The organism is Streptoalloteichus hindustanus (assembly GCF_900129375.1).
Taxonomy (GTDB): Bacteria; Actinomycetota; Actinomycetes; order Mycobacteriales; family Pseudonocardiaceae; genus Streptoalloteichus; species Streptoalloteichus hindustanus.
Genome location: NZ_FQVN01000001.1, coordinates 1,134,230 through 1,149,169 on the forward strand (window position 1 = coordinate 1,134,230; position 14,940 = coordinate 1,149,169).

A 14,940-nucleotide genomic window follows, 5' to 3' on the forward strand; every position below is an offset into this window, starting at 1 on the left:
CATGACCTCGTTCGACTGCCTGGTTCCCCAACCGGTGACCGTGACGCCCGCCGAGGGCGCGTTCGTCCTGGACTCCCGGACGACACTCGTGGCCGACCCCGGAGCCGAGGCCGCCGCGCGGTGGCTGCGCCGGGTCCTCGGCGCGGCCGCCGGACTCGCCCTTCCTCCGTCCACTGTGGACACCGCCGCCGCGGGGATCGAGCTGCGGATCGACCCGGACGCCGCCCCCGGGCCGGAGGGCTACCGCCTGGAGATCACGCCGGCGGCGGTCCGCGTGGTCGCCGCCGACGCCTCCGGCGCGTTCTACGCGGCGCAGACACTGCGCCAGCTCCTGGGCGCCGACGCCTTCCGCGCCGCGAACGTCCACAGCGGGGAGTGGAGCCTGCCCTGTGGCGTGGTCGTCGACCGGCCGCGGTTCGGGTGGCGCGGCTGCCTGCTCGACGTGGCGCGCCACTTCATGCCCAAGGACGCCCTGCTGCGGTTCGTCGACCTGCTGGCCGCGCACAAGCTCAACGTCCTGCACCTGCACCTCACCGACGACCAGGGCTGGCGCATGGAAATCAAGCGCTACCCGAGGTTGACCGAGGTCGGCGCGTGGCGGCACGGGTCGCGGGTCGGCTGGCGGCTCGACGACAGCCACGACGGGCGACCGCACGGCGGCTACTACACGCAGGCGGACCTGCGCGAGGTCGTCGCCTACGCGGCGGAGCGCGGTATCACCGTGGTGCCTGAGGTCGACGTGCCCGGCCACGTGCAGGCGGCGCTGGCCGCCTACCCCGAGCTGGGCAACACCGGCGAGCGGCTGGACGTGTGGCCGTTGTGGGGCGTCAACGAGAACATCCTCAGCCCCTCGGACGCCGCGGTGAAGTTCTTCCAGAACGTCTTCGACGAGGTCGTCGACGTCTTCCCGTCGCCGGTCGTGTGCGTCGGCGGCGACGAGGTGCCCATGGTCCAGTGGGAGCGCAGCCCCGACGTCCGGCGGCGCATGGGCGAGCTGGGCCTGAGCGAGGTGGCCGAGCTGCACAGCTGGTTCCTGCGGCAGATGGCCGAGCGGCTGGCCGACCACGGCCGGCGCGCCCTCGGCTGGGACGAGATGGCCGAGGGCGAGATGCCCGAGGGCGTCATCGTCGCGTCCTGGCGTGGCGAGGAGGCCGGCGTGCTGGCCGCCGCCCGGGGCCACGACGTGGTGATGTGCCCCGAGCAGCACGTCTACCTCGACCACCGGCAGGCCGAGCACCCGGACGAGCCCGTCCCGGTGGGCTTCCTGAGCACCCTGCAGGACTTCTACCGCTACGACCCGCTGCCGGCGGACCTCGACCCGGCCACCGAGCACCGGGTCCTCGGCGCCCAGACCCAGGTGTGGACCGAGCACCTCGACTCGCCCCGCCGGGTCGACTACGCGGCCTTCCCCCGACTGGTCGCGTTCGCCGAGGTGGTGTGGAGCCCGCGGCAGGCCAGGGACCTCGCCGACTTCGAGCGCCGGCTGGCCGAGCACCACCTGCCCCGGCTGGACGCGCTGGGCGTGGAGTACCGGCCGCTGACCGGGCCGCGCCCGTGGCAGACCCGCCCCGGCGTGCCGGGACGCCCCAGGGCCCGGGTTCAGCCCTCCTCGGGGACCAGCAGCCAGCAGACGAGGTAGAGCAGCGCCCCGGCGCCGAACCCGAACAGGGTCGCGGCCACGAGCAGGACCCGCAGCAGCGCGGCGTCCACCCCCAGCATCGTGGCCGCGCCCCCGCACACGCCGCCGAGCATCCGGTTCGCGCGGCTGCGCCGGAAGCGGCGCACGGTGTCGCCCGCCCGGTTCATCTCCTCGCGGACCGTCTCGCCGTACTCGCCGACCTTGCCGCTGACCCGCCGGGCCGTGTTCTCGAAAGCCGTGTTCTGGAACATGGCCCCAGCCTGGCCCGCCGGCGCCCCGCGCGGCATCGGGGAGGACCCGGGTCCCGACCCGGACCCCACCCCGAAGCCGTTCGGGCCGCCGGCGGCCGGCCGCCGGTCAGGTGGCCGCCGGTCAGGTGGCCGGCCGGCGCCGTCAGCCCACCTCGGGCAGCGCGGGGCCGAGCAGGTCGTCGGCGTCCATGATCCGGTAGGCGTAGCCCTGCTCGGCCAGGAACCGCTGGCGGTGCGCGGCGTAGTCGGTGTCGAGGGTGTCGCGCGAGACCACCGAGTAGAAGTGCGCCTGCCGCCCGTCGCCCTTCGGCCGCAGCAGCCGGCCCAGGCGTTGCGCCTCCTCCTGCCGGGAGCCGAACGTGCCGGAGACCTGGACCGCGACCGACGCCTCCGGCAGGTCGATGGAGAAGTTGGCGACCTTGGAGACCACCAGGGTGCGCAGCTCGCCCCTGCGGAACGCGTCGAACAGCGCCTCCCGCTCCTTGTTCCTGGTCGACCCCTGCACGATCGGGGCGTCCAGCGCCGCGCCCAGCTCCTCCAACTGCTCCAGGTACGCGCCGATGACCAGCGTCGGCTCGTCGGGGTGCCGGTCCAGGATCGCCTTCACCACCGGCAGCTTCGTCCTGGCCGTGGCGCAGACCTTGTACCGCTCCTCCGGGTCGGAGGTGGCGTAGGTGAGCCGCTCGGCGTCGGTCAGCGTCACCCGCACCTCGACGCAGTCCGCCGGGGCGATCCAGCCCTGCGCCTCGATGTCCCGCCACGGCGCGTCGTAGCGCTTCGGCCCGATGAGGGAGAACACGTCGCCCTCCCTGCCGTCCTCCCGCACCAGCGTGGCGGTCAGGCCGAGCCGGCGCCGCGACTGCAGGTCCGCCGTCATCCGGAACACCGGCGCCGGCAGCAGGTGCACCTCGTCGTAGATGACCAGGCCCCAGTCCCGGGAGTCGAACAGCTCCAGGTGCCGGTACTCGCCCTTCGTCTTCCGGGTGATCACCTGGTAGGTGGCGATGGTGACCGGGCGGATCTCCTTCCGCTCCCCGGAGTACTCGCCCACCTCGTCCTCGGTCAGCGACGTGCGGGCCACCAGCTCCCGCTTCCACTGCCGCCCGGCCACCGTGTTGGTCACCAGGATCAGCGTGGTGGCCTGCGCCCGCGCCATCGCCGCCGCGCCGACCAGCGTCTTGCCGGCGCCGCAGGGCAGCACGACCACCCCGGAGCCGCCGGCCCAGAACGCCTCGGCGGCCTGCCGCTGGTAGTCGCGCAGCTGCCAGCCCTCCTCGGCCAGCGCGACGGGGTGGTGCTCGCCGTCGACGTAGCCGGCCAGGTCCTCGGCCGGCCAGCCGACCTTGAGCAACGCCTGCTTGAGCCGGCCCCGCTCGCTCGGGTGCACCAGGACGGTGTCGTCGTCCAGCCGGCCGCCCAGCATCGGGCTGATCTTCTTGTTGCGCAGCACCTCCTCCAGCACCGCGCGGTCCAGCGAGGACATGACCAGGCCGTGCGCGGGGTGGTTGACCAGCTGCAACCGGCCGAACCGGCCCATCGTGTCCACGACGTCCACCAGCAGCGGCTGGGGGACCGGGTAGCGGGAGAACCTGACCAGCGCGTCGACCACCTGCTCGGCGTCGTGCCCGGCCGCCCGCGCGTTCCACAGCGCCAGCGGCGTCACCCGGTACATGTGCACGTGCTCGGGCGCCCGCTCCAGCTCGGCGAACGGCGCGATCGCCGTGCGGGCCTCGTCGGCCAGCGCGTGGTCGACCTCCAACAGCAGGGTCTTGTCACTCTGGACGATCAGTGGTCCGTCGGTCACGGGTTCTCGACTCCCTCGACGCACTCGGCGGCACCCTCCAGTCTTCCATCCGGAGCAAAGTGATCACCGATGGTGACCGGCCGGTCGCGCGGAGCGGGCGGTGGATCACGGTCGGGATTCGAATGCCGGGCGGCCGGCGGGGCGGTGCGGCCGCGAAATTAGGCTGTTCCCTCATCGCGCGCGGCCCGGCCGAGACCGCCGCGCGCCATGTGCTCTGGAAGGTGACCAATGTCTGCCCGTGTCACCCGACTCGCCGTCCTGCTGGGGCTGGTCCTCGCGCTGACGGGCGTCGGAGCCGTGCTCGTCCTCCACTTCCGCGCGGAGGGCGCGCCCAGGCTCGCCGTCGGGGACTGCGTGAACCTGACCAACCGCGCCGTGGTGGCCGTGGACTGCGCGGCGACCGACTCCCGGTACCGCGTCGCCAAGGTCGTGGGCTCCGCCGACGCGCGCTGCCCGAACGGCGACTACGACTGGATCAGCGAGGAGCACAGCCGGCTGTCGGACCAGACGCTGTGCCTGATGCCCAACGCGCGCGAGGGCGACTGCTTCGCCGGCGGCAACGGCAGCAAGTACGCCGAACTGAGCCGGATCGGCTGCGACGGCGAGTGGACGGTCCGGGTCGGCCGGGTCATCGAGGGCCGGTCCGACCGCGCGCTGTGCACCGCGCCCCAGGGATTCGCCCGGGTGTTCGCCGAACCGGCCGCCACGCTCTGCTTCCTGAAACCGTGACTGTTCACGCGTCGTTTCCGGAACGGGAGCCGAGTGGGAACACGAATACGGGCGTTTTACGTCGGATGGGTGATCTACGCTGGCCGCCTGATGTCGCGCCGCCCCCCAACGGCGCGTCTCCCCCGGAAAGGACACGATGAGCACCACCCCGACGCAGCCGGGCCAGGGTGAGCCGCAGGGCGCCCCGGAGGCTGCCGCCGAGCCCGCCCCGGTCGCCGCCCAGCCCGCGCCCCCGGCCCCCGCGCCGCCGGCCAGGAAGAAGACGAACCCGCTGAAGATCGTCGTGCCGGTGCTGGTGGCCCTGCTGGCCATCGGCGGCATCGCGTACACGTACTTCAACGACGGCGCCAGCGCCAAGGTCGGCGACTGCGCCAGCGTCTCCGGCAACGCCAAGGACGCCAAGTACCAGGCCCTGGACTGCGGCAACGACAAGGCGACCTACAAGGTGGCCAAGGTGCTGGAGAACCCGTCGGACTCGTGCCCGTCCGGCGACTACGACACCTACACGCAGACCGCGCGGCGCGGCAAGGACTTCAAGCTCTGCCTGATGCCGAACCTGCAGGAGGGCAGCTGCTACAAGGTCGGCGAGGACGGCAAGGACATCACGAAGGTGGCCTGCGGCGCCGAGGCGACCATCAAGATCTCCAAGGTGGTCAGGGACAAGGCCGACGAGGCGGCGTGCGGCGACGACAAGGCGTTCGCCTACCCCGAGCCGGCCACCACGTTCTGCCTCACCCAGCCCTGAGGCCGACCCGCGTCGACCCGCTCCACACCGCGCCCGCCCGGACCTGACCGGGCGGGCGTTGGTGTTCCCGGGCCACCCGGACGGGTCCCGCCTCCGCCCCCGGGGAGCCGGCCGGGCTGACAGAACCTCGCTGACCCCGACGCCGTGGGGCAGGCTGGGGCCGTGCGAGGAGATCGACTGGAGCGGGACCTGCTGGCGGCGGTGCGGGGCGCGGTGGACTTCTCCACCCGACGACGCGCCGAGTACGCCGCGGACGCCTCCAACTACCGCCGGGTGCCCCGCGGGGTCGTCCTCCCCTCGGACGTCGACGACGTGGTCGCCGCGGTGGCGGTGTGCCGGGACCACGGCGTCCCCCTCACCCCGCGCGGCGGCGGCACCAGCGTCGCCGGCAACGCCATCGGCGACGGCGTCGTGCTCGACCTGTCCCGGCACGTCAACCGGGTGCTGTCGGTCGACCCGGAGACCCGCCTCGCGGTGGTCGAGCCCGGCGCGGTCCTGGACGAGGTGAACCGGGCGGCCGCCCGGCACGGCCTGCGCGTCGGCCCGGACCCCTCCACGCACGCCCGGTGCACGGTCGGCGGGATGATCGGCAACGACGCGTGCGGCTCGCACTCCGTCGCCTGGGGGCGCACCTCCGACGCGGTCGTCGAGCTGGACGTCCTGCGGTACGACGGCGACCGCCGGACCGTCGGCAGGGGCGAGCTGCCCGCCGAGCTGGAGGCCCTGGTCCGGACCCACCTCGCGGAGATCCGCACGGAGCTGGGGCGGTTCGGCCGCCAGGTGTCCGGCTACGCCCTCGACCGGCTGCTGCCGGAGAACGGCCGCGACCTGGCCGGGGCGCTGGTCGGCGCCGAGGGCACCTGCGGCCTGGTGCTCGGCGCGACCCTCCGCCTGGTCGAGGCCCCGACCACGCCCGTGCTGGCGGTGGCCGGCTACCCCGACGCGGTGGCGGCCGCCGCCGCCACCCCCGCCCTGCTCGACCTGCGGCCGCTGACCTGCGAGGGGATGGACCACCGGCTGGCCGAGGCGCTGCGCGCCCTGCGGCCGGGCGCCGTGCCCGACGGGGTGCTGCCGGCCGGCCGGGCCTGGCTGCTGCTGGAGGCCCCCGACCGCCCCGCCGCCGAGGCGCTCGCGACCGCCGCCAGGGACGGCGGAGCGCTCGACGCGGTCGTCGTCACCGACCCGGCCGCCCAGCGCGCCGTGTGGCGCATCCGGGAGGAGGGCGCCGGCCTGGCCACCCGCCTGCCCGACGACAGCGAGGCGTGGCCCGGCTGGGAGGACGCCGCCGTGCCCCCGCACGCCCTGGCCGACTACCTGCGCGACCTGGACGAGCTGATGGCCGGGCACGGCCGGAGCGGCCTGGTGTACGGGCACTTCGGCGAGGGCTGCCTGCACACCCGCATCGACTTCGACCTGCTGTCCGCGCCCGGCCGCCGCGACTTCCGCGCGTTCATGGAGCGGGCGGCCGACCTGGTGGTGGCGCACGGCGGCTCGCTGTCCGGCGAGCACGGCGACGGCCAGGCCCGGTCCGAACTGCTGCCCAGGCTGTACGGCGAGCGGACCCTCGCCGCGTTCGCCGCGTTCAAGGGGTACTGGGACCCCGACGACCGGATGAACCCCGGCGTCGTCGTCCGCCCTCGCCCCCTCGACGCCGACCTCCGGGTCGTCCCGACCCGGCCGGTCCCGGTCACGCTGGCGCTCCGGCACGACCACGGCGACCTGCGCCGCGCGGTCCGGCGCTGCGTCGGGGTGGGGAAGTGCCGCACCGACCACGGCGGCGTGATGTGCCCGAGCTACCGCGCCACCCGCGACGAGAAGGACTCGACGCGGGGACGGGCCCGGGTCCTCGGCGAGATGCTGCGGGGCGAGCTCGTCACGACGGGCTGGCGGTCGCCGGAGGCGCGCGAGGCGCTGGACCTGTGCCTGTCCTGCAAGGGCTGTCTGGTCGACTGCCCGGTCGGGGTCGACATGGCCAGCTACAAGTCGGAGTTCCTGCACCAGCACTACCGGTGGCGGCCGCGCCCGCTCGCCCACTACTCGATGGGCTGGCTGCCGCTGTGGGCCCACCTGGCCGGCGCGGCGCCCCTGGCGGTCAACGCCGTGACGGCCTCCCCGCTGGCGCCCCTGGTCAAGCGGGCCGGCGGCATCGCGCCGGAACGGCCGCTGCCCCGGTTCGCGGCCGAGTCGTTCCGGCGCTGGTGGCGCCGGCGGCCCGCCGCGCGACCGACCGGGCGGCGGGTGGTGTTGTGGGTGGACACCTTCACCAACGCGTTCGTGCCCCAGGTCGGCCGGGCGGCGGTCGAGGTCATGGAGGCGGCCGGCTTCGAGGTCGTGCTGCCGGACCGGGCGCTGTGCTGCGGTCTGACCTGGGTCAGCACCGGGCAGCTCGGTGTCGCGCGTCGGGTCGCCCGGCGCACGGTGAGCACGCTCGCTCCGCTGCTGGCCGACGGTGTGCCGCTGGTCGGCCTGGAGCCGAGCTGCACCACGCTCCTGCGCACCGACCTGCTCGACCTGCTGCCCGGCGACGACCGGGCTGAGCGGGTCGCGGCGGCCACCCGGGGCTTCGCCGAGGTGGTGGGCGCGGAGGACATCGGGCCGGACCCGCGCCCAGCCGGGGCGGACACGACCGTGCTGGTCCAGCAGCACTGCCACGAGCGCGCCACCACCGGCGCCGCCGTGGACGTGAACCTGTTGCGGCGAGCCGGCTTCTCCGCCGAGCCGCTGGCCACCGGGTGCTGCGGCCTGGCCGGCAACTTCGGTTTCGAGCGCGGCCACTACGAGGTCTCGGCGAAGGTCGCCGCCCACGAGCTGCTGCCCGCGCTCGACGCGGCCCCCGGGGCGACCGTCGTGGCGGACGGCTTCAGCTGCCGCACCCAGATCGAACAACTCGCCGGCCGCCGCGTCCGCCACACCGCCGAGATCCTCCACGCCGCGCTGACCGGAAACCGGGACGCCGCCCCACCCAGCACCCGGTGACCCTTCCCGGCCTTTCCCTTGCGTTTCCCTTGCGCGCCAGTGGTTCGCCGTCCCCCGACGGCCAAATCTCGCGCCCTCCCCCTGGGTAGTGGGGAAGAAGAAACCCCCCACTCCCAACGTCGCACGGCGGTCCGACAGAAACGGACGCGTCGTGATCGCCCAAGCGGGTGGGAAGTCTGAGCGCTACCCGAACGGGGTAACTGTCCACAAAGGACAGATGGGTCGTGGGCTCGTCGCTCCAGACAGGACAGAGACAGTCGCGCGGCAGCATGCCGGAACGCGGACGGCGGAGGCGCTCCGGAAGCGCCTCCGCCGTCGGGAACCACGGGCCAGCCGGCCCGGGGATCAGCGCCGGGGCTCCCAGCGGAACCACCGCCACGCCGCGAGGACCGCGACCGCCGCCCACGCCGCCGACACCCCGATCGCCGGCAACGCCGAGGCGAACTGCTCCCCGAAGCCCACCCGCGTGCCGTCCCACCGCGCGCCCACCCATCCGGTGCGGACCAGCTCGGTGACCCCGCCGCCGGGAACGGCCAGCGTGATCCACCGGAGCGTCTCGTGCTTCGAGACCATCGACAGGAACACCGCGGCCATCGCGCCCAGGAACACCGGCATCGTGGTGATCTGCGCCGTCTCCGGGTTCGGGGTGAACACGGTGGTGGCCATGCCCGCCGCCGCGAACATCACCGCGCCGAGCACCACGGCCAGCCCCACGAGCAACGGGTTGCGCGGGGGAGCGGCGTCGGCCGCCGTGGTGGCCCCCAGCAGCAGCACCACCTGGACGAGGGCCAGCAGCACCGAGGGGCCGACCAGGCCGACCAGGACCGTCGCGTCCGACATCTCGCCGCTGCGCAGCCGCTTGAGGAACAGGTCCTGGCGCCGCGCGGTGAGCGCGGTCGTGATGGTCAGGTAGACCGTCATCAGCAGGATCTGGAGCACCTGGACGGCCGCGGTCAGCCCCCAGCCCTGCTCGCCGAAGCTGCCGCCGTTCGTCGCCAGCACCACGCCGACCAGTAGCGGCATGACCACCGCGATGCTGGCGACCAGCTTGTTCCGCCACAGCAACCGGAACTCGGTGCGCCCCAGCGCGATCGCGTGCTTCGCGTTCACCCCGCCACCCCCGCCCGCTCGACGGCGCCGCGCACGCCGTGGAAGACGTCCTCCAGGGACGCGTGGCTGGCCCGCAGCCGCGACAGCCGGACGCCCCGCTCGTTCGCCCACCCGACCAGCACGCCCAGGTCGTGCTGCAGGTCGGCGGTGCTCAGCTCCACCCGCTGGTCGAGCACGTGGCTGGTCAGCACGGCCGGCAGCGGGGGCAACTCGGCCGCCGTGAGCCCGGCCGGCAGCGCGAAGGAGATCCGGGAGGGCTCGGTGGCCAGCACGTCGGCCAGCGTCCCCTCGACCGCCACCACCCCCCGGTGCATGATCGCGAGCCGGTCGGCCAGCTCCTCGGCCTCCTCCAGGTAGTGCGTGGTGAGCAGCACGGTGGTGCCCTCGGCCAGCAGCGTCCGGACCAGGTCCCAGGTGCGCCGGCGGGACTCCGGGTCCAGCCCGGTCGTCGGCTCGTCCAGGAACAGCAGCTCCGGCCGGGCCAGCACGGCCAGCGCGAGGTCCAGCCGACGGCGCTCGCCGCCGGAGAGCTGCTTGACCATCACCCGGGCGCGGTGGCCCAGGTCGAGCAGCTCCAGCACGTCCAGCCGGCGCCCGCCGGTGGTGACCGACGCCCACAGCTCGACGGTCTCCGCCACGGTGAGCTCCCCGGCGAAGCCGCTCTCCTGCAGCATGATCCCGATCCGGGGCCGCAACCGGGCCTTGTCCGCCACCGGGTCCATCCCGAGCACGCGCACGGTGCCCGCGCTGGCCGCGCGGTGCCCCTCCAGCGTCTCCACCGTGGTCGTCTTGCCAGCGCCGTTGGTGCCCAGCAGCGCGAACAGCTCGCCCCGCCGCACCGAGAGGTCGATGCCCCGCACCGCCTCGAACGAGCCGTACCGGCAGCGCAGCCCGGTCGCCTCGATCACCAACTCCGTCACGCGGACCATGCTGGTCGGCGGACGCGGCCGCCCCCAGTGCGCGACCGCACCGACTCCCCGTGGGAATCGCCTGGTCGGGCCCATGACAAATGTCATGGTCATCGACGCGGGTCGCGGGTTTCCGCTGGGTAGCGTGCTGGGGCGTGGGTGGGAAGAGGGAGAGCGGGTCCGGCGCGCCGGACCGCCTGCGGGGGCTGCGCGCGTTCACCAAGTGGTCGCTGCTGGCGTACGGCGTCGTCATGCCCCTGATGCCGGCGTTGGTGATGTTCAGCGCACCGCGTGTCTCCGCCGGCTGGCCGGCCGACTGGCCGGTCGGTGTCGCGGCGCTGGTGGTCTTCGGCGCGCTGCACGGCCGGCTGCTGATGCGGGGGATGGAGGGTTACGGCCACGCGCACTGGCGGGACCGCGGCATCCTGGTCGCCCAGGCGTACTCGCTCGCGGTCTGGGCCGCCGCCCTCGCCCTCGACGCCTCGGGCGGACTGTGGTGCACCCTGCCCCTGGCGGCGGCGGGCGCCGCCGCCGCGTTGCTGCCCCGGAACCAGCGGTGGACGCAGGTCGTGGTGATGGTGGCCCTCACCGCCGGGTTGGCCGTGGTCGGCGGCTACGACCTCGCCGGCTTGCTCAGCGTGTTGTTCCTCGCCGCCGCGCTGATCTGGCCGGCGCCCATGCAGGTGTGGCTGTGGGACGTCGGCCTCCAGCTCGACCGCGCCCGGGCCACCGAGGCCGAGCTGGCCGTGGTCAAGGAGCGGCTGCGGTTCGCGGCCGACCTGCACGACATCCTCGGCCACAGCCTGGAGGTCATCGCGCTCCGGGCCGAACTCGCGACCCGGCTGCCGGACGTCGACGCGGCGCGGGAGACGATGACGGAGGTCCGGCGGACGGCGCGGGACGCGTTGCGGGAGGTGCGCGAGGTGGTTCGGGGGTACCGGCACGCCGACCTGGCCACCGAGCTGACCGCCGTCCGGTCGCTGCTCGGCTCCGCCGGCATCCACTGCCGGGTCACCGGGGAGCCGCGCGGCCTGGCCGCCGAGCACCAGGCCGTGCTCGGCCTGGTGCTGCGGGAGGCGATCACCAACGTGCTGCGGCACGCCCAGGCCACCGAGTGCTCGATCAGCTTCGAGACCGGCGGGGAGGAGACCCGGTTGACCGTCGTGAACGACGGGGTGAGCGCCCGAGCGGACGGCGGCGCCGACAGCGGGGGCGACGGCGGGCCGGCCGACGGGGCCGCGGACGGCACCGGGCTGGACGGGCTGGCCGCCCGGCTGGCGGCGGTGGGCGGCCGGCTCCGGGGCGGCCCGGAGCCGGGCGGCCGGTTCCGCGTGTGCGCGGCCGTGCCGAGGACCGGGGAGGTGGCGGCGTGATCCGGGTTCTGCTGGTCGACGACGAGCACCTGATCCGGGGCGCGGTCGCCGCGCTGCTCGCGCTGGAGCCGGACATCGACGTCGTGGCGCAGGAGGCCGACGGGCCGGCCGCGCTGGCGGCGGCGCGGGCGCTCCGCCCGGACGTGGCCGTGCTCGACCTGGAGATGCCCGGCATGGACGGGGTCGCGCTGGCCGAGGCGCTGGCGAAGGAGCTGCCGGAGACCCGCACCGTGATCGTCACCCGGCACGCCCGGCCCGGCGTGCTCCGCCGCGCGTTGTCGGTGGGCGTGCTGGGGTTCGTGCCGAAGACGGCGGAGGCGCAGTCCCTGGCGGACGTGGTGCGGCAGGCGCACGCCGGTCGCCGCTACGTCGACCCGGGGCTGGCCACGGAGGCGTTGCTCGTCGGGGAGTGCCCGCTGACGCCACGGGAGCTGGACGTCCTCCGCGCGTCCCTGGCCGGCGCCGCCGTTCCGGCGATCGCCAGGGAGCTGCACCTGTCCGCCGGGACGGTGCGCAACTACCTGTCTTCGGCCATGGCCAAGCTGGACGCCGGGACCCGGCACGAGGCGGCGCGGCGGGCCTGGGAGCTCGGCTGGCTCTGACGCGGCGCGCGGCGCGCGCCGTGCGACCGCCGGCGGACGGCGGCCGGAACGCCGCACGCCCGCGGGTCGGACGCTGGCCCGCTGCCAGCGTCGCCCCACGGGCGTGCGGTGTGGACGACCGGGAGCCGGTCAGCGGCGAGCCCGGCCGCGGCCGCCCGACTTGTTCCGGTTCTTCGCGCCGTTCCGGTTGCCGCCCTGCCCGTTGCGGTGGGGCTTGGCCTTCGGCGCGGCGGCGGCCTCGGCCTTGACCGGGGTCGCCGCCTCGTCAGCGCCCTGGTCCGTTCCCCTGTCCGCGTCCTTGGCCGGGCCCCGGTCGGCGGCCTGGTCAGCGTCCTGCTCGCTGGCCTGCTCGCTGGCCTGGTCGGTGGCCCGCGCGGACGACTGCTTGGCGGTCGCCGGCTTGGCCGCCACCCGGTGGCCGTTGGTCGACGCGCCGGCCGAGCTGTTCGCGCTGTCCGTGCCGGCCGCGTCGCTCTCGGCCGGCCGGTCGTGCAGCAGGCGCGCCACCTCCGAGCGCAGGGCCACGAAGGCCTCCGACTCGCGGGTGGTGATCTGGTCCCGCTGCGCGGGCAGGTCGACGTCGAGCGTCCGCACGACCCTGGCCGGGGACTTCGACAGCACCACGACCCGGTCGCCCAGGTACACGCTCTCGTCGATGTCGTGCGTGACCAGCAGGATCGTCGTGTCGTGCTCGCGGCGGACCCGCAGCAGCAGGTCCTCCAGCTCGAACCGGGTCTGCGCGTCCACCGAGGCGAACGGCTCGTCCATCAGCAGCAACGCCGGCCGGTAGGCCAGCGCCCTGGCGATGGCGACCCGCTGCTGCATGCCGCCGGAGAGCTGCCACGGGTACTTGCCGGCGGCGCCGGCCAACCCCACCTGCTCCAGCGCCTGCCGCGCCCGCTCCGCGCGCTCGGCCCTGCCCAGCGCCTTCTTCAGCGGGAACTCCACGTTCCGCTGCACCGACAGCCAGGGGAACAGGGACCGGCTGTAGTCCTGGAACACCACGGCCAGGTCCGACGGCACGCCGTCGACGACGTCGCCGTGCAGCCGCACCTGCCCCTCGGTCGGCCGGATGAGCCCGGAGATCGAGCGCAGCAGGGTCGACTTGCCACAGCCGGACGGACCCACGATGCACACCAGCTCGCCCGCGTTCACGGTGAACGTCAGGCCGTCGACAGCGACGTGCTCACCGTCCTTCGAGTGGTAGCGGTGGCCGAGGCCGGTCACGTCGAGCATGGTCGGCACGTCATCCCCTCCCAGCCGGCTGCCAGGCCAACGCCCGGCGCTCCCCGGCGAGCAACAGCGTGTTGAACAGGTAGCCGAGCACACCGAGCAGCACGATGCCCGCCCACATGGCGGGCAGCTCGAACTGCCGCTGCGCGTAGAGGAGCTGGTAGCCGATGCCGTTGGTGGCGCCGACCAGCTCGGAGATCACCATCAGGATCAGCGCCAGGGACAGGCTCACCCGCAGCCCGGCGAAGATCTTCGGCAGCGCCGACGGCAGCACGACGCCGAGCAGCCACTGGTGCCGGGGCAGCCGGAAGGCCCGGGCGGTCTCGACCTTGACCGAGTCCACCGCCCGCGCGCCGTCCACGCTGTTGAGCACGACCGGCCACAGCGTGCCGAAGATGATCGTGGCGAGCTGCATCGGCGTGCCGATCTTGAACAGCACCAGGAAGACCGGCACCAGCGTGGGCGGCGGGATCGCCCTGGCGAAGGCCAGCAGCGGGCCGACGTAGTCCATCGCGACCCGCGACCGGCCCAGGGCCACGCCCAGCGCCACGCCGACGACGGAGGCCAGCGCCCAGCCACCCAGCGTGCGCAGGATGCTGGGCAGCACGTCGTCGAAGACCTCGTCGCTCAGCAGGAGCTGGGAGGCGGGGCCGGACAGCCACCGGTCCCTGATCGTGCCGAGGATGGTTTTCGGGGTGGGGAAGAACGGGCTGGCCGCCGCGCGGGTGGCCAGCTCCCAGGCGACCACCAGCGCGGCGAACACGCCCCAGCGCTGCAGGAACTGCTTCAGCCTGGCGTTCACGACGCCTCCCCGACCGCGGCGCTCCACGCGAACAGCCGGCGCTGCGCCCACTCCAGCCCGGCGTTGACGAGGTAGCCCACCAGGCCGGCGACCACCGTGCCGGCGAACACCAGGTCCATCCGGCCGCTGCCGCTGCCGGACTCCAGGATGAACCGGCCGAGGCCGCCGCTGGCGCCGGCCAGGAACTCCACGCTGACCACGACGATCAGCGCGACCGCCGCCGACAGCCGGATGCCGGTCGCCACGAACGGCGCCGCGCTGGGCAGCGACACCCTGGCCAGCACCGGCCACCGGCCGAGGCCGAAGGAACGGGCGGTGTCGACCAACTTCGGATCCACCTCGTCCATGGCGTAGATGGTGTTGAACAGGATCGGCCACACCGCCGCGTACACCGCGAGGGAGATCTTGGTGTCCGGGCCGATGCCGAACACCATGATCGCCAGCGGGATCAACGCCACGGACGGGATGGGCCGCAGGAACTCGACGACGGCCTTGGCTCCGTGCCGCAGCGCCGGCACCGTGCCGAGCAGCAGGCCGGCGGGGACGGCGACGGCCACCGCGATGCCGAGCGCGATCGCCCACGCCAGCACCGTGGCGATCAGGTCGAGGACGAACGCCCGGTCGGCCAGCAACTCGACCAGCCGGGTCAGGACGACCGAGGACGGGGGAAGGTACCCCGGGGGCGCGATGCCGGACCGGCCGACGACCTCGCCCACGGCGAGGAACCCGACCAGTCCGACCAGCCCGCGAACCGTTCTCCGCATGGCT

The 14,940-nt window shown here is 74.4% G+C and carries 12 protein-coding genes and 1 pseudogene; 6 read left to right on the forward strand and 7 right to left on the reverse strand.

Going from position 1 to position 14,940, the window contains the following annotated elements; translation table 11 throughout:
• Position 1 precedes the first annotated feature (1 nt).
• Positions 2-1,639 carry a beta-N-acetylhexosaminidase gene (locus tag BUE43_RS05335; RefSeq protein WP_073480091.1) on the forward strand — a complete coding sequence of 546 codons (1,638 nt, stop codon included), beginning with the start codon at positions 2-4 and terminating at the stop codon, positions 1,637-1,639.
• Here the strand turns inward: BUE43_RS05335 and BUE43_RS05340 are convergent.
• On the reverse strand, positions 1,600-1,890 hold the full coding sequence (locus tag BUE43_RS05340) for a PspC domain-containing protein (protein WP_327083416.1): 291 nt from the start codon (positions 1,888-1,890) through the stop codon (positions 1,600-1,602). The two genes, BUE43_RS05335 and BUE43_RS05340, sit on opposite strands and share 40 nt — an antisense overlap.
• Positions 1,891-2,032: 142 nt before the next feature.
• A complete protein-coding gene (locus BUE43_RS05345) occupies positions 2,033-3,694 on the reverse strand; it encodes a DNA repair helicase XPB (protein ID WP_073480092.1) in 1,662 nt (553 codons plus the stop codon).
• 228 nt (positions 3,695-3,922) lie between these two features.
• Between BUE43_RS05345 and BUE43_RS05350 the strand changes: the two genes are divergently transcribed.
• The 3 genes from BUE43_RS05350 to BUE43_RS05360 all read left to right on the forward strand — a co-directional run bounded on the left by BUE43_RS05350 (position 3,923) and on the right by BUE43_RS05360 (position 8,144).
• Positions 3,923-4,423: an LppU/SCO3897 family protein gene (locus BUE43_RS05350; RefSeq protein WP_073480093.1), complete on the forward strand. Its 501-nt coding sequence runs from the start codon at positions 3,923-3,925 to the stop codon at positions 4,421-4,423.
• A 136-nt stretch (positions 4,424-4,559) separates the two neighbouring features.
• Complete coding sequence (locus tag BUE43_RS05355) at positions 4,560-5,168, forward strand: LppU/SCO3897 family protein (RefSeq protein WP_073480094.1); 609 nt, start codon at positions 4,560-4,562, stop codon at positions 5,166-5,168.
• 177 nt (positions 5,169-5,345) lie between these two features.
• Positions 5,346-8,144, forward strand: a complete 2,799-nt coding sequence (locus BUE43_RS05360) for an FAD-binding and (Fe-S)-binding domain-containing protein (protein WP_407697092.1) — start codon at positions 5,346-5,348, stop codon at positions 8,142-8,144.
• A gap of 345 nt (positions 8,145-8,489) precedes the next feature.
• On the opposite strand, the gene BUE43_RS05365 is transcribed toward BUE43_RS05360, so the two are convergent.
• On the reverse strand, positions 8,490-9,254 hold the full coding sequence (locus BUE43_RS05365) for an ABC transporter permease (protein WP_159447688.1): 765 nt from the start codon (positions 9,252-9,254) through the stop codon (positions 8,490-8,492).
• On the reverse strand, positions 9,251-10,174 hold the full coding sequence (locus BUE43_RS05370) for an ABC transporter ATP-binding protein (protein WP_234995540.1): 924 nt from the start codon (positions 10,172-10,174) through the stop codon (positions 9,251-9,253). The genes BUE43_RS05365 and BUE43_RS05370 overlap by 4 nt, the downstream gene beginning before the upstream one ends.
• 143 nt (positions 10,175-10,317) lie before the next feature.
• On the opposite strand from BUE43_RS05370, the gene BUE43_RS05375 reads away from it, so the two are divergent.
• Complete coding sequence (locus BUE43_RS05375; protein WP_073480097.1) at positions 10,318-11,535, forward strand: sensor histidine kinase; 1,218 nt, start codon at positions 10,318-10,320, stop codon at positions 11,533-11,535.
• The gene (locus tag BUE43_RS05380; RefSeq protein WP_073480323.1) at positions 11,532-12,137 is read left to right on the forward strand and encodes a response regulator transcription factor; all 606 of its coding nucleotides are present in this window, start codon (positions 11,532-11,534) and stop codon (positions 12,135-12,137) included. The genes BUE43_RS05375 and BUE43_RS05380 overlap by 4 nt, the downstream gene beginning before the upstream one ends.
• A 486-nt stretch (positions 12,138-12,623) precedes the next feature.
• Here the strand turns inward: BUE43_RS05380 and BUE43_RS05385 are convergent.
• From BUE43_RS05385 to BUE43_RS05395, 3 genes and pseudogenes are all read right to left on the reverse strand, one after another.
• A pseudogene (locus BUE43_RS05385) lies at positions 12,624-13,373 on the reverse strand (ABC transporter ATP-binding protein); the annotation flags it as partial.
• Between the two features lie 10 nt (positions 13,374-13,383).
• The gene (locus BUE43_RS05390) at positions 13,384-14,172 is read right to left on the reverse strand and encodes an ABC transporter permease (protein ID WP_073480325.1); all 789 of its coding nucleotides are present in this window, start codon (positions 14,170-14,172) and stop codon (positions 13,384-13,386) included.
• On the reverse strand, positions 14,169-14,936 hold the full coding sequence (locus tag BUE43_RS05395; RefSeq protein WP_073480324.1) for an ABC transporter permease: 768 nt from the start codon (positions 14,934-14,936) through the stop codon (positions 14,169-14,171). The genes BUE43_RS05390 and BUE43_RS05395 overlap by 4 nt, the downstream gene beginning before the upstream one ends.
• Positions 14,937-14,940 lie beyond the last annotated feature (4 nt).